The organism is Streptomyces sp. NPDC029164 (assembly GCF_055563995.1).
The window spans coordinates 299,732-319,377 of sequence record NZ_JBVHWW010000002.1 but is presented as its reverse complement, the minus strand read 5'-3'; the positions used below and the strand labels follow the sequence as shown (position 1 = coordinate 319,377).

General features: G+C 73.4%; 21 protein-coding genes. All 21 read left to right on the top strand.

Annotation, left to right across the window (positions count from 1 at the left end; translation table 11 throughout):
• Nucleotides 1-20 precede the first annotated feature (20 nt).
• The 21 genes from ACZ4VT_RS04050 to ACZ4VT_RS03950 all read left to right on the top strand — a co-directional run bounded on the left by ACZ4VT_RS04050 (nt 21) and on the right by ACZ4VT_RS03950 (nt 19,610).
• Nucleotides 21-869, top strand: coding sequence for an MIP/aquaporin family protein (locus ACZ4VT_RS04050; RefSeq protein WP_467946358.1), 849 nt, complete (start codon nt 21-23; stop codon nt 867-869).
• 85 nt (nt 870-954) lie between these two features.
• The gene (gene glpK, locus ACZ4VT_RS04045) at nt 955-2,472 is read left to right on the top strand and encodes a glycerol kinase GlpK (protein WP_467946356.1); all 1,518 of its coding nucleotides are present in this window, start codon (nt 955-957) and stop codon (nt 2,470-2,472) included.
• A gap of 106 nt (nt 2,473-2,578) precedes the next feature.
• Complete coding sequence (locus ACZ4VT_RS04040) at nt 2,579-4,237, top strand: glycerol-3-phosphate dehydrogenase/oxidase (protein WP_467946355.1); 1,659 nt, start codon at nt 2,579-2,581, stop codon at nt 4,235-4,237.
• Between the two features lie 11 nt (nt 4,238-4,248).
• On the top strand, nt 4,249-4,488 hold the full coding sequence (locus tag ACZ4VT_RS04035) for an anthrone oxygenase family protein (RefSeq protein WP_467946353.1): 240 nt from the start codon (nt 4,249-4,251) through the stop codon (nt 4,486-4,488).
• A gap of 39 nt (nt 4,489-4,527) precedes the next feature.
• Entirely contained in the window at nt 4,528-4,980 is a 453-nt protein-coding gene (locus ACZ4VT_RS04030) for a hypothetical protein (protein WP_467946351.1), read from the top strand.
• Nucleotides 4,980-5,282 (top strand): winged helix-turn-helix domain-containing protein, encoded by a 303-nt coding sequence (locus ACZ4VT_RS04025; RefSeq protein ID WP_467946349.1) that lies wholly within the window; start codon nt 4,980-4,982, stop codon nt 5,280-5,282. The genes ACZ4VT_RS04030 and ACZ4VT_RS04025 overlap by 1 nt, the downstream gene beginning before the upstream one ends.
• Nucleotides 5,283-5,509: 227 nt before the next feature.
• Complete coding sequence (locus ACZ4VT_RS04020) at nt 5,510-5,869, top strand: hypothetical protein (protein WP_467946347.1); 360 nt, start codon at nt 5,510-5,512, stop codon at nt 5,867-5,869.
• A gap of 58 nt (nt 5,870-5,927) precedes the next feature.
• Complete coding sequence (lxmK, locus tag ACZ4VT_RS04015) at nt 5,928-6,989, top strand: class V lanthionine synthetase subunit LxmK (RefSeq protein WP_467946345.1); 1,062 nt, start codon at nt 5,928-5,930, stop codon at nt 6,987-6,989.
• Nucleotides 6,986-8,047 carry a T3SS effector HopA1 family protein gene (locus tag ACZ4VT_RS04010; RefSeq protein ID WP_467946343.1) on the top strand — a complete coding sequence of 354 codons (1,062 nt, stop codon included), beginning with the start codon at nt 6,986-6,988 and terminating at the stop codon, nt 8,045-8,047. The genes lxmK and ACZ4VT_RS04010 overlap by 4 nt, the downstream gene beginning before the upstream one ends.
• Before the next feature lie 127 nt (nt 8,048-8,174).
• Entirely contained in the window at nt 8,175-8,381 is a 207-nt protein-coding gene (locus tag ACZ4VT_RS04005) for an LxmA leader domain family RiPP (RefSeq protein WP_030718520.1), read from the top strand.
• Between the two features lie 68 nt (nt 8,382-8,449).
• Nucleotides 8,450-8,620, top strand: coding sequence for an LxmA leader domain family RiPP (locus tag ACZ4VT_RS04000; RefSeq protein ID WP_158717266.1), 171 nt, complete (start codon nt 8,450-8,452; stop codon nt 8,618-8,620).
• A 58-nt stretch (nt 8,621-8,678) separates the two neighbouring features.
• Nucleotides 8,679-8,849 carry an LxmA leader domain family RiPP gene (locus tag ACZ4VT_RS03995; RefSeq protein ID WP_351292112.1) on the top strand — a complete coding sequence of 57 codons (171 nt, stop codon included), beginning with the start codon at nt 8,679-8,681 and terminating at the stop codon, nt 8,847-8,849.
• Between the two features lie 174 nt (nt 8,850-9,023).
• The gene (locus ACZ4VT_RS03990) at nt 9,024-10,073 is read left to right on the top strand and encodes a methyltransferase (RefSeq protein ID WP_467946340.1); all 1,050 of its coding nucleotides are present in this window, start codon (nt 9,024-9,026) and stop codon (nt 10,071-10,073) included.
• On the top strand, nt 10,066-10,953 hold the full coding sequence (locus ACZ4VT_RS03985; RefSeq protein WP_467946338.1) for an ABC transporter ATP-binding protein: 888 nt from the start codon (nt 10,066-10,068) through the stop codon (nt 10,951-10,953). The genes ACZ4VT_RS03990 and ACZ4VT_RS03985 overlap by 8 nt, the downstream gene beginning before the upstream one ends.
• Nucleotides 10,950-12,173, top strand: coding sequence for an ABC transporter permease (locus ACZ4VT_RS03980; RefSeq protein ID WP_467946336.1), 1,224 nt, complete (start codon nt 10,950-10,952; stop codon nt 12,171-12,173). Before ACZ4VT_RS03985 ends, ACZ4VT_RS03980 begins: the two co-directional genes overlap by 4 nt.
• The gene (locus tag ACZ4VT_RS03975) at nt 12,170-14,047 is read left to right on the top strand and encodes an ABC transporter ATP-binding protein (protein WP_467946334.1); all 1,878 of its coding nucleotides are present in this window, start codon (nt 12,170-12,172) and stop codon (nt 14,045-14,047) included. The genes ACZ4VT_RS03980 and ACZ4VT_RS03975 overlap by 4 nt, the downstream gene beginning before the upstream one ends.
• Nucleotides 14,044-15,006 carry an LLM class flavin-dependent oxidoreductase gene (locus ACZ4VT_RS03970; protein ID WP_376612011.1) on the top strand — a complete coding sequence of 321 codons (963 nt, stop codon included), beginning with the start codon at nt 14,044-14,046 and terminating at the stop codon, nt 15,004-15,006. The genes ACZ4VT_RS03975 and ACZ4VT_RS03970 overlap by 4 nt, the downstream gene beginning before the upstream one ends.
• Nucleotides 15,003-15,776, top strand: a complete 774-nt coding sequence (locus ACZ4VT_RS03965) for a flavoprotein (protein ID WP_467946332.1) — start codon at nt 15,003-15,005, stop codon at nt 15,774-15,776. The genes ACZ4VT_RS03970 and ACZ4VT_RS03965 overlap by 4 nt, the downstream gene beginning before the upstream one ends.
• Nucleotides 15,773-16,738, top strand: a complete 966-nt coding sequence (locus ACZ4VT_RS03960; protein WP_467946330.1) for a hypothetical protein — start codon at nt 15,773-15,775, stop codon at nt 16,736-16,738. Before ACZ4VT_RS03965 ends, ACZ4VT_RS03960 begins: the two co-directional genes overlap by 4 nt.
• The gene (locus ACZ4VT_RS03955; RefSeq protein WP_467946328.1) at nt 16,738-19,281 is read left to right on the top strand and encodes an insulinase family protein; all 2,544 of its coding nucleotides are present in this window, start codon (nt 16,738-16,740) and stop codon (nt 19,279-19,281) included. The genes ACZ4VT_RS03960 and ACZ4VT_RS03955 overlap by 1 nt, the downstream gene beginning before the upstream one ends.
• Entirely contained in the window at nt 19,278-19,610 is a 333-nt protein-coding gene (locus tag ACZ4VT_RS03950) for a hypothetical protein (RefSeq protein WP_467946327.1), read from the top strand. The genes ACZ4VT_RS03955 and ACZ4VT_RS03950 overlap by 4 nt, the downstream gene beginning before the upstream one ends.
• Nucleotides 19,611-19,646: the final 36 nt, after the last annotated feature.

Sequence of the window (19,646 nt, the reverse complement as noted above, 5' to 3'; positions counted from 1 at the left end):
CCGGCGGGAAGCGGGCACCCATGAAGGAGCGCCTCAAAGCACATGGGCTGGTCGGCGAACTCTCTGCCGAATTCGCAGGCACCATGATCCTCATCCTCTTCGGCTGTGGTGTGGTGGCCCAGGTGGTCGCCGGCGGAGCCCTGACGGATCCCGCGGGCGGCCTCGGAAACCACGACAGCATCGCCTGGGCCTGGGGTCTCGGCGTGACCCTGGGCGTCTACGTCGCGGCGAGGCTGAGCGGTGCTCACCTCAATCCCGCCGTGACCCTCGCCCTTGCGGCCTTCAAGGGCTTCCCGTGGAAGAGGGTCGCCCCCTACGCGCTGGCCCAGCTGGCCGGAGCCTTCGTGGCGGCCCTGATCGTCCGCTGGAACTACACCGAGGCGCTGGCCAAGGCCGACCCCGGTCACACCATCAAGACGCAGGGCGTCTTCTCCACGCTCCCTGCCAACGGAAACACCAACCTGCCGGTGACCGAGTGGGGCGCACTGCGCGACCAGATCATCGGCACCGCGCTCCTGCTCCTGCTGATCTTCGCGGTCACGGACCTGCTGGGCACGCCTCCGGGCGCCAACCTGGCCCCGTTCATCGTCGGCCTGATCGTCGTGGCGATCGGCATGGCCTGGGGCACCAACGCCGGGTACGCGATCAACCCGGCCCGTGACCTCGGCCCCCGTCTGGCCAGCTTCCTCACGGGGTACGGAGGGGCCTGGAGAGATCAGTACGGGCACCTGTACTTCTGGGTGCCGATCATCGGCCCGTTCATCGGCGGTGTGCTGGGTGCGGGTATCTACAAGCTCCTCATCGGCCGGTTCCTGCCGACCGCCGAACCGGAGCCTCCCGGACGCGTACCGGCACCGGACGAGAGCTGATCGGGTCCGCGGCGTCCGGGACACGGCACGGCCCGTCCCGGACGACAGCCCCCACACACGGAATGTCCAAGAGGAGGCGCACCCCATGGCTGACTTCGTCGGCGCAGTGGACCAGGGGACCACGAGCACCCGTTTCATGATCTTCGACCACGCCGGCAACGAGGTGGCGCGGCACCAGCTGGAGCACTCCCAGATCCTTCCGCGCTCGGGGTGGGTCGAACACGACCCGGTGGAGATCTGGGAACGCACCAACTCGGTGATCCAGAACGCCCTCCGGCACGGCAACCTCGACGCCTCCGACCTGGCGGCCGTCGGCATCACCAACCAGCGCGAGACGACCGTCGTCTGGGACCCCCGCACCGGCCGCCCGTACTACAACGCCATCGTCTGGCAGGACACCCGTACCGACTCCATCGCCGCCGCACTGGAGCGCGGCGGCCAAGGCGACGTCATCCGCCGCAAGGCGGGGCTGCCACCGGCCACCTACTTCTCCGGCGGCAAGATCCAATGGATCCTGGAGAACGTCGACGGCGTGCGCGAGGCCGCCGAGCAGGGCCACGCCCTCTTCGGCAACACCGACTGCTGGGTGCTGTGGAACCTCACCGGCGGACCCGACGGCGGCGTCCACGCCACCGACGTCACCAACGCCAGCCGCACCATGCTCATGGACCTGGAGACCCTCGACTGGGACGACGAACTGCTCGGCTTCTTCGGCGTACCCCGGGCCATGCTGCCCACCATCAACCCGTCCTCCCACCCGGAGGCGTACGGGCGGACCCGCACCTCCCGGCCGCTGCGCGAGGCCATTCCCATCACCGGTGTCCTCGGCGACCAGCAGGCGGCCACCGTCGGGCAGGTCTGCTACGCGCCCGGCGAGGCGAAGAACACGTACGGAACCGGCAACTTCCTGGTGCTCAACACCGGGACGGAACTGGTCCGCTCGCAGCACGGTCTCCTGACCACCGTGGCCTACCAGTTCGGCGACAACCCCGCGATCTACGCCCTCGAAGGATCCATCGCGGTCACCGGCTCGGCCGTGCAATGGCTGCGCGACCAGCTGAAGATCATCGGTGACGCCGCCGAGAGCGAACGCCTGGCTCGCACCGTCGAGGACAGCGGCGGCATCTACTTCGTCCCCGCCTTCTCCGGCCTGTTCGCCCCGTACTGGCGTTCCGACGCCCGCGGCGCGATCGTCGGGCTGGCCCGCTACCACGACAGCGGCCACCTGGCGCGGGCCACTCTGGAGGCCATCTGCTACCAGACCCGCGACGTGGTGGAAGCCATGGAGCAGGACTCCGGCGTCCACCTCGACGTGCTCAAGGTCGACGGCGGAGTCACGGCCAACGACCTGTGCATGCAGACCCAGGCCGACGTCCTCGGCGTACCGGTCAGCCGTCCCGTCGTCGCCGAGACGACCGCGCTCGGCGCCGCCTACGCGGCCGGGCTCGCCACCGGCTTCTGGCGCGACACGGACGAACTGCGCACCCACTGGCAGGAGTCCAAGCGCTGGGCGCCCGAGTGGCCGGAGGAACGGCGCGCGGACGGGTACGAGGGCTGGAAGCGGGCGGTGGAGCGCACGCTCGACTGGGCCAAGATCGAATAGGGGCCGAGCAGGTTTTCCGGCCGCGCTCGCCCGCAGCACTGAGGAGGAGACCGTGGTCTATCCGGTGGCTCTCTCACCGCGGGCCCGCGCCCAGGCCCTCGCGGGTATGGGACAGGGTGAACTCGACGTCCTGGTCGTCGGCGGCGGCGTCGTCGGCAGCGGGGCCGCTCTGGACGCCGCCACCCGGGGCCTGAGCGTCGGACTCGTCGAAGCCCGCGACTGGGCCTCGGGTACGTCCAGCCGCTCCAGCAAACTCATCCACGGCGGCCTGCGCTACCTGGAGATGCTCGACTTCCGACTCGTCGCCGAAGCGCTCAGGGAACGGGGCCTCCTGCTCCGGTACCTCGCCCCCCACCTGGTGCGTCCGGTGCCGTTCCTCTACCCCCTGCAACACCGCGTCACGGAGCGCCCGTACGTCGGCAGCGGCGTGCTGCTGTACGACGCCCTGGCCAGGGCCTCCGGCACCTCCGGCGGCCTGCCCGTCCACCGCCACCTGAGCAAGCATCGGGCCCTGCGCGAGGCGCCCGCGCTGCGCTCCGACGCCCTGGTGGGCGCCATCCAGTACTGGGACGCCCAGGTCGATGACGCCCGCCACACCCTGTTCCTCGCCCGTACGGCCGCCTCGTACGGGGCCCTGACCGCCAACCGCACCCGCGTCAGCCGCTTCCTGCGGCAGGGCGAGCGGGTGGTCGGCGCCGTGGTCACGGACCTGGAGAGCGGCGAGGATACGGAGGTGCGGGCCAAGCAGGTCATCAACGCGACCGGGGTGTGGACGGATGACACCCAGGCCATGGCCGGCACCCGCGGCCAGTTCCACGTCCGCGCCTCCAAGGGCGTCCACGTGCTTGTCCCCCGTGACCGGATCAACTCCCGCACCGGACTGATCCTGCGCACCGAGAAGAGCGTGCTGTTCGTCATCCCCTGGGGCCGGCACTGGATCATCGGGACCACCGACACCGACTGGACGCTCGACAAAGCCCACCCGGCCCTCAGCTCCAAGGACGTCACGTACCTGCTGGAACACGTCAACAGCGTGCTGGCCACCCCCCTGGTCCCCGAGGACGTCGAGGGCGTCTACGCCGGCCTGCGCCCCCTGCTGTCCGGCGAGGCGGCGGAGACCAGCAAGCTGTCCCGGGAGCACCTCGTCGCCCATCCGGTACCCGGACTCGTCGTGGTGGCGGGCGGCAAGTACACCACCTACCGGGTGATGGCCAAGGACGCGGTCGACGAGGCCGCCCGCGCCCTGGACGAGAAGGTCCCCGGCTGCATCACGCACCGCGTTCCGCTGCTGGGAGCCGACGGCTACCCGGCACTGTGGAACTCCCGGCACCGGCTCGCCGGGCACTCCGGGCTCCATGTCGCCCGTATCGAGCACCTCCTGAACCGCTACGGCTCCCTCGCGCCCGAACTGCTCGCCCTCGTGGCGGCCGATCCCGCGCTCGGCGAGGCGCTGCCGAGCTCCGACGACTACCTGAGGGTCGAGGCCGTGTACGCGGTGACCCACGAGGGAGCTCGCCACTTGGAGGATGTCCTCGCCCGGCGCACCCGGATCTCCATCGAGTCCTGGGACCGCGGGGTGGACGCGGCGCCGACCGTGGCCCAGCTGATGGCGCCCCACCTGGGATGGGACCGGGCGCACCAGGACCGCGAGGTCGACCACTACCTCAAGCGCGTGGCAGCCGAGCGCGAGGCCCAGCAGCAGCCGGACGACCGGACCGCCGACGCGGTCCGGCTCGGCGTGCCCGACATCATCCCGGTGAACTGAACGGCATCACCATGCAGGCCGCGATGGCCGTGTCGATGCTGAGCTCCCTCGCCCTCGCGGCCCTGACGCGTGGACGCGCGCGGCTGATCGGGGGTACGGCGGCGCTGCTGACCCTCGCGTCCTTCCTGATCACCCGGCTCGGCAACGTGCCGATCAACGGCCGGATCAAGACATGGGCACTCACCTCCGCCCCGGCCCACCCCGCCCCCGCCTTCTTTCTCCTCAGGAAAGAAGGTGGTACTTTCCTGTAGAGAAAGTACTCGGAACACCGATGACCAGGGAAGCCACCCGTGACCGCTCACGACGCCCAGACCGCCCTCGACGCCATCCGTCACCGTCAGGAGCAGACGTTCGACGCATACGTGCGCCACGCCTCCTCCCGCCCCTACCTGATCGTTTCGGCGCTGGGCCTGTTCGCCGTGTGCTCGTCCTTCGATCTGCCGAGCCCTTGGAACACCGCCGCGGTCCTGGCGGGCAACGGCCTGGCCCTGGCCGGGCTGTTCGTGCACCAGCGCCGGGCCCCCGTCCGCCGGAAGACCGGCGGCTCGGAGGCGCTGTTCTACGCGGCCCTGGGGGTCGTCCTTCTCGCCCTCTTCTGGACGGTGGCGATCGGCGCCCACTTCCTCGGCCTGCCGGCGCGGCACACGCTCGCCGCAGCCGTCACCGCCGGGGCCGCCGTGATCGCCTCGTACGCGTTGCGCCCGGTCGTCGAGAGCATCGTCCGCGGGAACGGCCACCGCTGATGGATCCCGACTTCGACGAGTTCCTGCACGTTCCGGCGCGACTCTCGATCGTCGCGCTCCTGTCCCCGGCCGACTGGGTGGAGTTCGGCTTCGTCCGGGACGCGGTGGGCACCAGCGACTCGGCCCTGTCCAAGCAGGTCGCCGCGTTGGCCGAGGCCGGGTACGTCGAGGTCCGCAAGACGCGGGACCGTACGGGACGGCACACCCACCTCCGCCTCACCCCGCACGGGCGTCAGGCGTTCCAGCGGCACGCCTCGGCGCTCGAGAGGATCGTGGCGGCCGCGCGCAATCCTCTGGGATAGGACGCTCCCGCCGGTGCCCCGCGCGGCCGATCCCGCTCCCCCACGAAGGCCCAGGTCAGCGACCTGGGCCTGCGTCGTTTCCTCGGCCTCTTCAGCGGCCCGCAAGCGGGTGCAGGAAGCTGAACCGTGCATACAGGAAGCTGAACGGTCTTTTCCCTCTCAGGGGCCTTCCGGCGCGGCAGAGTTGTCCACGTCGAGAAGGAAACGACACCACGAGGGGAAACGAAATGACGAAGTCGGCCACCGCCAAGGAACGTTCGAAGAAGCGCTCGGTCTACGTATTCACCGCACTGGGCCTGGTCGCCGGAATCGCCGTCGCGACCCTGACCAATTCGGGTGACTCGGAAGACCGTTCCGCCGCACCGGCCGGCCTCCACCACGTCACCGCGACCGCCGTCACGGTGGCCGACGAGACCCCCACCGAGCCGACGGATCCGCAGGTCACGGCAGCTTCCATCCCCGGGTGGCAGAGCCCGAACCAGCAGATCCCGGGCCAGCAGATCCCGGGCTGGCAGGGCCCGAGCCAGCAGATTCCCGGCTGGCAGAGCCCGCCCGCGGGCAACGGTCCCGCGACGCTGAGCATCTGAGGCCGGCCACCCGATGTCGACCACATTCGCTCCCGTCGATCTCGACGGAGTTCCGGCGGTGGAATCCTTTCTCGACCGCATGGGATTCGGCCACTTCGACAGGAATTCGGTCTCCGCACCGATAGGCCGCAACGAAATCTGGGCCGGCAGCACGGAAAGCGGCCGGGAGGTCTTCGTCAAACGGCTCGTCGGAACCGGCGATGACGTCCGCGACCGGATGCGCCGCCTGCTCGCCTTCGAGCGGTTCGCCGTCACCCTCCCGCCCCACGCACTGCGCGGCCCGGTCTTCCTGGGCAACGACACCACCGAACGGCTGGTCGCCTTCACCTACCTCGACGGCGCCCGCAGCGGTGCCGAGCTGATGGTGGACGAGAGCTTCGACGACGAGCTGGCCGGCCAGGTCGGCCGCGCCATCGGCCTCCTGCACGGCGCGGAGCACCCCGGCCCCGAGGAGCTGGACACCACCCCGCCCGCGCTGCCCTCCCTGAGCTTCCTCCAGGGCCTGCCCCCGGGCATGTTCGACAACCTGGGCTTCGCCGAACTCCAGGCCTGGCGCCTGATGCAGAGCGACGCACAGCTGGTCGAGGCACTGACGCGGCTGCGCGCCGCCGAGGCCGCCGCGCCCAGGGTCCCCTCCCACTGCGACTTCCGCGTCGACCAGCTCCTGCTCACCGACGAGGGCCTGTACGTGGCGGACTGGGAGGAGTTCCGGCTCGCCGACCCCGCCCGCGACGTGGGCAGCTTCGCCGGCGAGTGGCTCTACCGCTCCGTCCTCGACGTGGTCACCACCCGTGGCGACGAAGAGGGCAGCGGGCCCGAGGAGTACGAGCTCACCCACGAGGCGATCCTCAGCCGCGGCGTGGCCAAGATCGAACGCCTGCGGCCCAAGATCCGGCACTTCTGGCAGGAGTACGCCGCCGTACGCCCCGACATGGACCCCGGACTCCCCGAGCGCGCCGCCGCCTTCGCCGGCTGGCACATGCTCGACCGCCTGATCGCAGGCAGCGCGCAGCGGATGCGCCTGTCAGGAATCGAGCGGGCGGCCGCCGGCATCGGCCGCACCATCCTTCTCCACCCCCAGAAGTTCGTCACCGCACTCGGATTGGAGGTAACCCCGTGAGCACGGGAACGAGAACGAGAACAAGAACGAGCACCGGCACCAGCACCAGCACCACCGAAGCCCCGCCCGCCGCGCTGCTCCACGCCCTGGACCGCGTCCGCATCGCCGGCGACCGCCTCTCCGCGACCGTCGCCGGCCGCGAACTGACCGCGGACAGCCCCGGCGAGCTCAAGACCCTGCTGGGCACCGCCCTGTACGAGACCCTGCACTCCGGCCAGGACGAGTCGGCCTCCAAGCTGCCCCGGATCCTGCGCGACACCGACTTCGAGCGGCGCCTCGGCGAGGCCGTACCCCACCGGAGCGTCACCGCCGAGGCCGTGGTGCTGCCCCAGCCGCCCGGCGCCCCGTCCGACGCCGCCGACGTGCTCGTCCTGCGGGACGGCATCCGGACCTGGGTCCCCCGGCGCACCATGAGCGTCACCGACCCGGCCCCCGGCACCCGCGTCGAACTCGGCGTACCGGCCGCGCGGCCCGCGCTCTCCCCCGGTTTCTTCGTCGTCACCAGCCCGGTCAACCGGGGCGCTCCGGCCGACCTGCTGCGCGTCTACCTGAACCTGACCGACTCGCAGGCCGCTCCTCAGGCCTGGCAGGCCGTCCTGACCCGGCTCAACGAGCTGGAGATCGCCTACCAGGCGAAGGTCCTGTCCTGCCTGCCGCTCTACCCGCGACGCGACGCCCTCGTCGTCTACCTCCAGCCCGACGCCTGGCACGCCGTTCCGGTCCTCGCCGAACTGGCGCCGTCCCTACCCGGACTGGGCTCCGAAACCTCGCACTTCGTCCACCGCGTCGCCCCCGGCGTCGGCGTGGCCTTCGAGCCCGCGGACCACCGGCCGGCCATGCGCGGCCTCAGCTTCGGACAGCACCGCGCCGGCGCCGCCGCCGAAGCCCTGCTCGACCGGGCCCGGCACGGCACCCCGCTGGCCGAGGCGCTCACCGCCCGCTTCACGCAGGCCGGCATCGACCCGCACCGCCCGGCGCGCAACCTCACCTCGCCGGAACTCCCCGCACCCGCGACCCCGGGCGCGACCGGCACCGCCTCGACGGCTGCCGCGGCCTGAGGGGGCTGCAGGGCGTGAGTGCCCGCGCACCCGCTCCCTGCTTCCACCTCAGTACGTACCGCACGTGCACCACGTACGGCACACCTCTCAGGTGCCCACCGGGCACCCATCCACAAGGAGAAGAACCATGGACAACGCTTCGATGATGGACCTCGTCGCCGGCTACAACACCTACGCCGAGGCCTCGGAGCTGGGCATCCAGGCGGTCGCCGACGCCCCCGCCACCACCCCGGTCTGCGCCGCGACCATCGCCGCGTCCGCCGTGTCCTCCGGCTGGTGCGCCTCGGCCGCCGCCTCCGCCGCCGGTGGCGCCACCTACAAGCTCGGCTGCTGATCCCCCGCGGGATTCCCGCAGCCGCCGTCCCCCCGTACGCAACCAGCCGACGAAGGGAGGTGAACAACATGTCCCACGACCAGAACACCCTCGAGGAGCTGGTGACGGGCTACGAGTCCTACGCCGACGCCGACGAGATCGAGGTCGACGCGGTGACCGGCGCCCCGGCCACCACCCCGTTCTGCGGTGCCGCCGCGAGCTTCATGCTCAGCTACGTCACCACCAACGGACCCGGCTAAGCCGGAGCCTCACCCCAACCCACCGTCCACACACACCCTTTGAAGGGAGACGAACACCATGAGCAACGACCAGAGCACGCTCGAAGACCTGGTGACCGGCTACGAGTCCTACGCCGACGCCGACGAGATCGAGGTCGACGCGGTGACCGGCGCCCCGGCCACCACCCCGTTCTGCGGCGCCGTCGCGAGCTTCGCGCTCAGCTACGTCACCACCAACGGGCCGGGCTAAAACGCCCGCGGCGGGTGCCCGACACCGGGCACCCGCCGCCCCCCGGGGCCTCTCGGTCCCGCGCCCGCCCCCGGGCCCCCGCGCCCGCACCTGACTTCCGGGCACCGTGCCCGCCCCACTTCCGGGCCCCGTGCCCATCGACGCCCTCACCTCCACAACGGGAAGCCCAGGCGAATGACCGACAACAGCGCACACACCCAGACCCTCCTCGACATGTCCGACCTCCTCAAGCCCAACGCCGTCCGCGTGGCCGCCACCCTCGGCATCGCCGACCTGGTGGCCGAAGGAGGCGGCACCGCCGCGACGCTGGCCGAACGGGCCGGCGCGCACCCCGAGGTGTTCGCGAAACTCCTGCGCTACCTCGTGGAGCTGGGGCTGTTCACGGTCGACGCCGACGGCGTCCACGCGCTCACCGACCTTTCCCGCCCGCTGCTGCGCAGCAACGAGCCGAGCCTGGCCCAGTACCTCAGCATGGAGGGCCTGTTCGGCCGGGTCTCCCTCGGACTGGTGGGCCTGCTGCACACCGTGCGCACCGGCGAGGCCTCCCACGCCGCCGTGTTCGGCCGGGACTACTGGGACGAGATCAACACCGACCCCGTCTACGTCAGAGCCCTGGAGGCCGAGGGTCCGACCGAGGCCGGCTGGGACGCCGACGCCGTCATCCGCGCGTACGACTGGTCCGCGGTCCGCAGCGTCGCCGACGTCGGCGGCAACAACGGCACCCTGCTCATCGAGCTGCTGCGGGCCCACCCGCACCTGCGGGGCACCGTCATCGACCTGCCCAACGTGGCGGGGATCGCCGCCCGCCGCATCGAGGAGGCGGGCCTGGCCGACCGCGGCACCGCCGTCGCCGCCAGCTTCTTCGAGGAACTGCCCGAGGGCCACGACGTCTACCTGCTGTCGGGGATCCTCGCCGACTGGAGCGACGAGAAGTCCGTGGCCATCCTGCGCCGCGTCGGCGAGGCCGCCGGCCCCGACGGGCGGGTGCTCCTCGCCGAGATCAACCTGCCCGAGATGGGCACGGGCCTGGCCGCCGCCGACACCGCGCTGCGCGTCGCCGCCACCGTCCCGGTCCCCGCCCGGACCGTCGAGGCCGTCAAGGACCTCGCCGCCCGGGCCGGTCTCACCCCGACCTGGCAGGGCCCGGTCACCCCGGTCCGTTCCGTCGTCGAGTTCTCCCCGGCCCCCGCCGGGGACCGCGTCCCGGAGGTGGCCGGTGCTTGAGTTCGACGCGCTCACCAAGGGGTTCGGCGACAAGAAGGTCCTGCGCGGACTGTCCTTCCAGGTCCGCCCCGGTGAGCTGTACGGGTTCTGCGGCGCCAACGGCGCCGGCAAGACCACCGCCATGCGCATCGCGCTCGGCATGCTGGCCGCCGACACCGGCGAGGTCCGCTTCGAGGGCCGCCCGGTCGACAGCGCCAGCCGCCGCCTCATCGGCTACATGCCGGAGGAGCGGGGCCTGTACGGCAAGATGCGCCCCCGCGACCAGCTCGTCTACTTCGCCCGTCTCAGCGGCATGGGGGCCCGCGAGGCCAAGGCCCACGCCGACGAGTGGATCGAGCGCCTCGGGGTCAAGATGGCCCCCAAGGACGTGCTGGACAAGCTGTCGCTGGGCAATCAGCAGAAGGTCCAGCTGATCGCCGCCCTGATCCACCGCCCCGGTGTGCTGATCCTGGACGAGCCGTTCTCCGGCCTCGACCCGGTCGCCTCGGACGCGATGGCCCAGGCGCTCACGGAGTTCACCCGCGACGGCGTCCCCGTCGTCTTCTCCAGCCACCAGCTCGACCTGGTGGAGCGACTGTGCGACCGGGTGGGCATCGTCCGCGACGGCGCCCTGGTCGCCGAGGGGACGGTGGAGGAACTGCGCGGCAGCACCACCCGTCGCCTGGAGATCGCCCTGGAGGGCGCTCCGGCCGGGTGGGCGTCGGCCGTTGCGGGCACCCGCGTCGTCGAGGCGCGGCACGACCGCTACACGCTGGAGGTCGACGAGCAGGTCCCCGTACGGGAGATCCTCTCGGCCGCCCAGAGCCACGGCGACATCGTCCACTTCGCCTGGCGCGAGTCGTCCCTGACCGAAATCTTCCGCGAGGCGGTGACAGCATGAACCGGAACACCCCGCACGGGCCCCTCACCCTCGTCGGCCTCGTCGCCTGGCGCGAGATCGTCACGCAGTTCCAGCGCAAGGAACTGTGGGCCTCCCTGGTCATGATGATCGTGGTGTTCTGCGGTGCCCTCGGGCTGCAGAAGGTCTTCACCGGCGCCGCGGACCGTCCGGTCCTGGCCGTCATCGGCGAACACCGGGACCTGACCGAAGCGCTGCGCGCGCAGACCGCCGGGGCATCCGGCGACGGTGGCGCGGGCGGCGTGGAGGTCGTCTCCTACGAGGACGAGGCGGCCGCGGAGGCCGCCGTACGGGCGGAGAAGGCCGACGCCGCGCTGGTCGGCGAAGGCCGGGTCCTGGTCCGCGAGAAGCTGCCGGAGCCGCTGGCCGGCCCGCTGTACGAGGCCCACCGCACGGCTCAGACCACCGACCGCCTGCGGGAGGGCGGACTGACCGACCCGACCATCGCGCGGGCCCTGGCCGTACAGCCGCTGGCCGTGTCCGCGCTGGACCCGGACGCGGACCGCACGACCGAGCGGACCATGACCGCCGCGATCGGCGTGATGGCCCTGTTCTTCCTGACCTTCATGTTCGGCCAGGGCATCGCCCAGGGCGTCCTGGAGGAGAAGTCCAGCCGCATCGTGGAAGTGCTGCTGGCCAAGGTGCACGCCTGGCAGCTGCTGGCGGGCAAGGTGCTCGGCATCGGGCTCGTGGCGTTCGTGCAGATCAGTGCCATGGCCGCGGGCGGTGTCACGGTCGCCATCGCCGCCGACCTGGTGGACGCGCCGTCCGACGCGATCGGCACCAGCGTCTCCGTGGTGCTCTGGTTCATCCCCGGCTTCCTGGGCTTCGCCGCCCTGTGGGCCGTCGCGGGGGCCCTGGCCTCCCGCGCCGAGGACCTCCAGCACGCGGCCGGCCCGGTCAGCATGCTCCAGACCCTGAGCCTGATGGCCGCGCTGGCGCCCTTCACCGGGATCAGCGACACCCTCACCCGGGTGTTCTCCCTGGTGCCGGGCCTGTCCTCGGCCGTGATGCCGGTGCGGATGGCGAGCGAGAACGTGCCGTGGTGGGAGATCGCCCTGGCCGCCGTCCTGTTGCTCGGTTCGATCGCCGCGCTGCTGCGCGTCGGCGGCCGGATCTACATCGGCGGACTGCTCCAGCACGGCGGCATCGTCAAGGCGCGGACCGCCCTGCGCAACGCCCGACTGGGGGGAATGTCATGACCGTCACCACCGAAACCAAGGCGGCCGCCGCGGCGGAGGCCACGGCCGAGGCCGCCGCCGCCGAACGCGCCGAACGCGCCGCCGACTCCTGGGACGGCGAACTGCGCATCCTGCGGGAGCTGCTGCGCCCCGGCAACCGGCTCCAGATGGCCGTGATCGCCCTGCTCGCGGCGGTCTCCGCCGCCGCCACCCTCGCGCTGCCGCTGGTCGTCGCCGAGCTGGTCCAGCAGGTGCAGCAGGGCCAGGGCCTCACCCGGGCCGCCCTGCTGATGATCGGCACCGGTCTGGGTTCCGCCCTGGCGGGCGCGTTCGCCGCGTTCCTGCTGTCCCGCCTCGGCGAGCAGCTCGTCCGCCGGCTGCGCATCACCACGATGCGGCGCGGCCTGGCCATGCGGCTGTCCGACGCGAAGGCGGTGGGCAGCGGCGACCTCGCCACCCGGCTGACCGCCGACGCCATGCAGCTCAAGGGCGCCATCAACATCGGGCCGATCCAGCTTCCGATGGCCGCGATCACCCTGCTCGGCACCATCGTCATCATGGGCGTCCTGGACTGGGTGCTGCTGCTGATCACCCTGGCCGGATTCGTGTGCGCCCTGGCCATCGTGGCCGTCGTGATCCGCGGCCTGCGGCGCACGTACCAGAACATGCAGGACGACATCGGCACCCTGACCCACCAGTTCATCACCGCGCTCGACGCCCTCGTCATCATCAAGGCGTACCGGGCGGAGGAGCGGGTCGGCCGCACCCTGGACGGTCACGCACGGCGGCTGGAGAAGCTCGGCGTGGACGCGGCCCGCATGGAGTCGCTGGTCGTCCCCGTGATCAACCTGGGCCAGCAGATCGCCCTGCTGACCGTGCTGCTCGGCGGCGGCGCCCGGCTCGTCTCCGGCGACCTCGCCCTCCCCGACTTCGTCGCCTTCCTCCTCTACCTGCTCCAGCTGACCGCTCCCCTGATCATGGCGGCCTCCGGTGCCGCGCAGATCCAGGCCGGGCTCACCTCCCGGCAGCGGTTCAACGACGTCTTCGCCCTGCCGGTGGAGGACCTGGCGCCCGGCACGGCGGAGCCGGCCCGGACGGCGGGCGGCCGGAACACCCCCGGTCCGGCCCCCGCCGTCCGCTTCGAGGACGTGACCTTCGGCTACGGCGACGAACCCGTCCTGCGCGGCGTGGACTTCGAGGTGCCCGCCCAGGGCCTGACGGCCGTCGTCGGTCTCTCCGGCGCCGGCAAGTCCACCGCGCTGGCCCTCATCGAACGGTTCATGGAGCCGCAGTCGGGCCGTGTGCACCTGTTCGGCGAGGAGGCCGCGAGCCTGCCGCTGAACGACCTGCGCGGCCGGATCGCCTTCGTCGACCAGGCGTTCACCCTGCTCGGCGACACCGTACGGGCCAACCTGAGCCTGGGCCTGGCCGCCGTGCCGACCGACGAGGAGCTGTACGCGGCGCTGGCCGCGGTCGGCCTCGACGCCCCCGTCCGGGCCCTGCCCGACGGCCTGGACACCGTCCTCGGCGGCGCCCACGACCTCTCCGGCGGTCAGCGCCAGCGGGTCGCCCTGGCCCGCGCGGTGCTGGCGGACAGCAGCCTGGTCCTCCTCGACGAGCCGTCCTCGCAGCTCGACAGCGTCAACGAGCGGCGGCTGCGGCAGATCGTCGACACCCTCGCCGAGGACCGCGCGGTCCTGGTGGTCGCCCACCGCCTGTCCACCGTCCGGCACGCCGCGAAGGTCGTCGTCATGGACCGCGGCCGGGTCATCGCCGAGGGCACGCACGACGAACTGCTCGACTCCAGCCCCGCCTACATCGAACTGGTCAGCGCCCAGTTGCTCAGCGGCGGCGCCACCCCGGCCGCCCGGCCCACGAAGGAAGTCACGGCATGACCAAGTACTCGATCATGATGCCGTTCATGCCGACCCGGCACGAGCAGGCGCTCCCGCTGGCCGCGCTGGTCGCCTCCGGCGCCGCGGACCGGCTGTGGCAGGGCCAGGCCCTGATGTCCGAGCCGTACCAGACCTTCACGTACGCGGCGGCCTCCGGATTCCGGATCCCGGTGGGTACGGCGGTCACGCTGATGCCCTTCCGGCACCCGATCGAGGCCGCGCTCCAGGCCAAGTCCCTCGCGGTGACCACCGGCCACCCGGTGGTGGCCGGCATCGGACCGGGCGCGGCGATCCTACAGAAGAACGTCCTGGGCGCGCCCTACCGCAGCCAGCTCGGCGCGGTGCGCGAGTACTTCACCATCATGGGCGGCCTGCTGGCCGACCGCGAGGTCGAGCTGCGGGGCGAGTACTTCGACTGCCGCATCGGACTGCCGTCCCTGCCGGGGCCGCGCGTCGAGCTCGGTGCCGGGGTGCTGCGCCCGAAGATGGCCCGGCTGGCCGGCGAGGTCGCGGACGTGGCCATCACGTGGCTGACCCCGCCGAAGTACCTGCGGGACGTCATCGTCCCCGAGCTCCAGGCCGGGGCGCAGGCCGCGGGCCGGCCGATGCCGCGCCTGGTGGCGATGGTGCCGGTGGCTCTGACCGCGCCGGACCGGGACCCGGCGAAGCTGGTCCTGGCGGGCAACACCGGGCACCTGTCGATGCCGCACTACCAGGACATGCTGCGCCGCTCGGGCATCGACATCGACCAGCCCGACCCGCTGTCCGTCGCGAAGGCCGTGATCGAGGGCGGCGCGTTCGTCCACGGCGACATCAGCGAGGTCCGGGACCGGCTCGTGGAGTACGCGGCGGTCGGTGTCGACGAGATCGCGCTGAACCTGACCGGTGTGTGCCAGGTGGAGGGGCTGCCCTCCGCGCTGGCCGACCTGCGGGCGATGCTGCCGGAGCTGACCCGGTGAGCGCCGGTACGCAGGCCGTCGCGACCTCGGTCGCGCCGGCCCCGGCGGCCGTTGTGGCGGCGGTCGCCGCACAGGCCGCACAGGCCGTACGGCCCGCACCGGGTGCTCCGGCCGCACCACCCGCCCAGGCCGCCCCCGGTTCCGTGGCCGCCGTACCGGCGCCCGCGCTGGGGATCTCACGGCTGCTGCTCGTGGTGACCGGGGCCGTGTCCGCCGCCGAACTGCCGTACTGGCTGGGCTGGTTGCGCAGCACCTACCCGGCCCTGGAGCTGCGGATCGGGGTGACCGCGAGCGCCGAACGGTTCGTCAGCCGCGTCACGCTCGCCGGGCACAGCGGGGCCGAGGTACTGCCGGACCGCTGGGCCGAGGACGAGGTGCACGCGCGGCACGTGCTGTGGACCGAGTGGGCCGAGGCCGTAATCGTCGCCCCCGCGACCCTGCACTTCATGGCGCGTCTGGCCCTCGGGCTGGCCGACAGCCCCGCACTGCTGGCCGCCCAGTGCACCACCGCCCCGGTGGTGCTGCTGCCCGCGCTGCCGCCGGGCGGGCTGCACAGCGCCGCGTACCGGGCCCACCACGCGGCGCTGGCCGCCCGGCCCAACGTGGCCGTGCTGCCGCCGCGCCCCGGGCTCTCCATGACCACGGGCCGCGAGGACGCCTGGGCGCCGGCGCCGCTGCCGGACGCGCTCGCGATGGTCGAGCAGCGCCGCCGGGAACTGGCGGCGGCCGCCGTGTCCGTGCCCCTCCCGCCGCCGGCGAGCACGCTGTGACCGCCACCGTCGTCGAGGGCGCCGTCGAGGACGTCGCCGGCACCGGTCCCGTCCGTTTCGGGACCGGGCTGCTGCGCACGACCGTCCACGGCGGCCTGTGGGTCCGGGAGCCCGGACCGCTCGCGCCCGCCGGCTTCCACCCGCTCCCGGCCACCCTCCCCGAGATCCCCCGGACCCCCGGCGTGCGCCTGGTCTACGGGGAGGAGCTGCCCGGCGGCGCGCGCGCCTACCGGGGCCTGTCCGGGGACGAGTCCGTCGCGGGCCACCTGTTGCGGCACGGCCCGCACCCCGGGCTGCGCCCGGCCCTGCACGCCCTCGGCCGCGCCCTCGCCGCGCTGCACACCGCCCCGGCTCCTGCCCCGGCCCCGGTCCCGGCCGGCGCGCCGGCCCCGCCCACCGCCTCGCGCGGCTGGGCGCGGCTCGACGCGTGGCTCGCCGGTCGCGCGCCGGAGGTCTGGGCCGCGCAGGCCGCGTCCGTGCTGCGCGAGCGGCTCGGCGCCGAGCGCTGGCACCGGCTGCGCGACTGGACCGCCGAACTCGCCGCCGACCCGGCCCTCGTCGTCTCCCACGGCGCGCCCGGCCTCGGCTCGCTCGTCGCGAACCCCGTATCCGGCCCCGCATCCGGCCCCGCCGACGGCCCCGTAGAGCTGCTGGCCGGCGAGGACGTGTGCCTCGCCCCCTGGTACTCCGACGTCGGCTGGGCCGTCGGCGAACTCACCGAGCTCGCCTGGCAGCTCGGCGGCGACAGCGAGGCCTGGCAACGGCTCGTCGACGCCGTCGAGGAGGGGTACGGGCGCCCCCTCGGCCCGCTGCGGCCGCGGCTGGCGGCCCTGCGCATCGCCCTGCACCTGCACGACTACACCGCCTACGTCGGCTGGCAGCCGGAGACCGTCGAACGCTTCGCCGGTTTCCTCGGCTACCTCACCGGTTTCGGCGGTCCCACCGCACCAGGAGACCACTGATGCACCGCTTCACCCTGCCCAACGGGCTCCGGGTGCTGCTCGCCCCCTCCCACCGCCACCCCCGGGTGGCGGTGGCGGTGCACTACGGGGTCGGGTTCCGGTCCGAACCCCCCGGCCGCGAGGGCTTCGCGCACCTCTTCGAGCACCTCATGTTCCAGGGCAGCGAGCGGCTGACCGGCGGCGAGTTCTACGACCGGATCCACCGGCTCGGCGGCTCCGCGAACGGCACCACGCACCAGGACTACACGGACTATTACCAGGCCGTGCCCGCCTCCGCCCTCGACGGGGCGCTGTTCGCCGAAGCCGACCGGATGCGGGCTCCGCTGTTCACCCAGGAGGCCCTCGCGGAGCAACTGGAGGGCGTCGCGCTGGAGATCCACGGGACGACGGTGGAGCGCCCGTACGGCGGCTTCCCCTGGCCGCTGCTGCCCGCCGTGCTCTACCGCTCGTACGCCAACGCGCACGACGGGTACGGCGACGCCGAGCGGCTGCGCGCGGCGACCGTCGCCGACTGCCGGGCCTTCTTCGCCGAGCACTACGCGCCCGGCAACGCCGTGCTGACGCTCGCCGGCGGGTTCGACGCGGCCGAGGCCCGCGCGCTGGTAGAGCGGCACTTCGGGGACATCCCGGGGCGGCCCGTGCCCGCCCGCCCGGATCTGCGCGAGGAGGCGCCGGAGGCCGACCGGTGGGCGTACGGCACCGAACCGGGCGTGCCCGCGACCGCCGTGGCGCTCGGCTACCGGCTGCCGGACCCCGCCCGCGACCTGACCGGGTACCTCGCGCACACCGTGCTGGCCCGGCTGCTGCGCGCCACCGGCGCGCGCGGTGGCGGCGGTCCCGTCGAGACGAGCTGCGGGTTCTTCGGGCCGCTCGACGCCCTGGCCCCCGAGACCCTGGTGGTCACCGGTCTGCTGCCGCCGGACACCGCGCCCGAGCGGTTCGTGGACCGGGTCGACGCGGGGCTGGCCCACTGGGCGGATCCGGGCGCGCCGGGCCACGGCGAGGCGGTCCGCACGGCCGTCCGCGACCTGGCACTGGACCACGTGCGCCGGCACGACGACCTCCAGACCCGAGCCCGCGCCCTGGGCCGGCTGGAGCTGCTGTTCGGCCGCCCCGGCCTGCTCGCCGAACTGCCCGACCTGCTGGCCGACGTCGGCCCCGCCGAAGTGGCCGGGGCCGCGCGGGCGTTGCGTGAGAGCGCGCGGGCCGTGCTGGTGCTGACGCCGGGCCCGGAGCGCACGCGTCCGGCGCCGTACGAGGCCCCGGCCGCCCCGGTCCGGTCCGCCCGCGAGCCGGTCGTGCCCGCATGGGCCGAGACCCTCACCCCGGCCGGCACCCGCGTGGTCTGCTACCGGGACGAGCGCACCCCGCTGGCCGAGCTGCGCATCAAGGCACCGCTCGGTCCGGGCGGCTGGCGCGCCCCGGGCCAGGTCCGGCGGCTGGCGTACGAGGCCCAGCTGCGGGCCGGCGCGGCCTGGCGGGCCACCGGCCACTTCGGCACGGTCCAGGTGACCACGGACGACCAGTGGCTGGAAGTGAGCGGTCACGCACCGGCCGAGCGGGCCGGGGACTGGCTGCGGACGGTCGTCGGCACGGTCCTGGCCGCCGGTACGGGCGCAGCGGGTCTCCCGAACGGGCCCGCGCAGGCCGCGGCGTTGGCCGGCCCGGCCGCGATCGCCCTCCAGCGGACCGCCGACGCCGCGCTGCGCCTGCGGCTGCTCCCGGCGGCCGGCGCCGGCGCCGCCGCCCTGCCCGGACCCGCGGGTGCCGTGGTCGTCGTGACGGGTCCCGGCGACCCGGACGCCACGGCCGCCCTGGTGACCCGTACCCTCGCCGGGTGGAGCGCCGCCCACCCCGTCATGACCGAGGGGGCGGCGCCGGGGCCCGGAAACGCCTACGGGGAGGACACCGTGCTGACCCTGCACCGGCCGGGTGCCGCCGAGGCGCACGTGACCCTCTGCGCGCCCGCGGCGATGAGCACCGCGACCGAGGCCGCGGACTACCTGGCCACGGCGGCGCTGGGCGGCTGGTTCGGCTCCCGGCTGGCCGTCGACCGCACCCCCGGCCTGACCGTGATCACCGGCCGCGACACGGCCGCGGCGGGCCACCGCGCCTTCCTGCGAGCCTGGTACGAGGGACCGCACCGGCCGCAGGCGGTACGGGAGTTGCGCGAGCGGGTGCGCCGGCTGGCCCGCGAGCCGTTCACGGCGGCCGAGGCGGACGCCACGCGGCTCTTCTGCGCGGGGCAGGTGCTGAGCGTGTTCGACACACAGGAGACCCTTGCGGACATGCTCTGTCAGACGGCCGCCTACGGGCACGACGCGACCTGGCTCATGCGCCTGCCCCGGGCGCTGCGCGAGGCCCCGCTCGCCGACGTCTCCCGGGCCGCCGTACGGATGTTCGCGGAGCGGCCGCTGACGGCCCTGGCCGTGCAGACGGAGGCGGTGGACGTGGGCGCGGTGGAGGCGGGCGCGGTACGGACGGAGGCGGCGGCGGACATGGACAAGGCGGCGCGGGACCTGCCGGGCGGGCGGGCGGCATGACGAACGGCCCTCACGAGCCCGCGCCGCGGGACACCGGTGCGCTGACCTTCCTGCGCGTCCTGGTGATGCCGTCCCCGGCGGCGGCGTCCGCGCCGGCCCACGAACGGCCCGGGGCGCCGGAGACCACGGCGGTGCGGGTGTCGTCGCTGCTGCCGCCCGGATGGCGCGGAACGGTGCAGTTCTTCGCCGTGGGCTTCTCGCTGGCGGTCGTCCTGCCGGAGGCGACGGCCGCCGAGACCGTCACCGAGGAACTGCGGAGGCTGTGGCAGGACCCGGGGCTGATCGGGTGGGAGTGGCTGCTCGACCCCGAGGACACCCCGGGCCGCTGACGCGGCCCGGGGGTCCCCGGCCTGACGGGATCCGGC

What these genes read in the sequence shown, in the direction of transcription:
- ACZ4VT_RS04050 (WP_467946358.1), top strand. Translation starts at nt 21, where the DNA reads ATGAAGGAGCGCCTCAAAGCACATGGGCTGGTCGGCGAACTCTCTGCC.
- glpK (WP_467946356.1), top strand. Translation starts at nt 955, where the DNA reads ATGGCTGACTTCGTCGGCGCAGTGGACCAGGGGACCACGAGCACCCGT.
- ACZ4VT_RS04040 (WP_467946355.1), top strand. Translation starts at nt 2,579, where the DNA reads ATGGGACAGGGTGAACTCGACGTCCTGGTCGTCGGCGGCGGCGTCGTC.
- ACZ4VT_RS04035 (WP_467946353.1), top strand. Translation starts at nt 4,249, where the DNA reads ATGCAGGCCGCGATGGCCGTGTCGATGCTGAGCTCCCTCGCCCTCGCG.
- ACZ4VT_RS04025 (WP_467946349.1), top strand. Translation starts at nt 4,980, where the DNA reads ATGGATCCCGACTTCGACGAGTTCCTGCACGTTCCGGCGCGACTCTCG.
- ACZ4VT_RS04020 (WP_467946347.1), top strand. Translation starts at nt 5,510, where the DNA reads ATGACGAAGTCGGCCACCGCCAAGGAACGTTCGAAGAAGCGCTCGGTC.
- ACZ4VT_RS04005 (WP_030718520.1), top strand. Translation starts at nt 8,175, where the DNA reads ATGGACAACGCTTCGATGATGGACCTCGTCGCCGGCTACAACACCTAC.
- ACZ4VT_RS04000 (WP_158717266.1), top strand. Translation starts at nt 8,450, where the DNA reads ATGTCCCACGACCAGAACACCCTCGAGGAGCTGGTGACGGGCTACGAG.
- ACZ4VT_RS03995 (WP_351292112.1), top strand. Translation starts at nt 8,679, where the DNA reads ATGAGCAACGACCAGAGCACGCTCGAAGACCTGGTGACCGGCTACGAG.
- ACZ4VT_RS03990 (WP_467946340.1), top strand. Translation starts at nt 9,024, where the DNA reads ATGACCGACAACAGCGCACACACCCAGACCCTCCTCGACATGTCCGAC.
- ACZ4VT_RS03980 (WP_467946336.1), top strand. Translation starts at nt 10,950, where the DNA reads ATGAACCGGAACACCCCGCACGGGCCCCTCACCCTCGTCGGCCTCGTC.
- ACZ4VT_RS03975 (WP_467946334.1), top strand. Translation starts at nt 12,170, where the DNA reads ATGACCGTCACCACCGAAACCAAGGCGGCCGCCGCGGCGGAGGCCACG.
- ACZ4VT_RS03970 (WP_376612011.1), top strand. Translation starts at nt 14,044, where the DNA reads ATGACCAAGTACTCGATCATGATGCCGTTCATGCCGACCCGGCACGAG.
- ACZ4VT_RS03955 (WP_467946328.1), top strand. Translation starts at nt 16,738, where the DNA reads ATGCACCGCTTCACCCTGCCCAACGGGCTCCGGGTGCTGCTCGCCCCC.
- ACZ4VT_RS03950 (WP_467946327.1), top strand. Translation starts at nt 19,278, where the DNA reads ATGACGAACGGCCCTCACGAGCCCGCGCCGCGGGACACCGGTGCGCTG.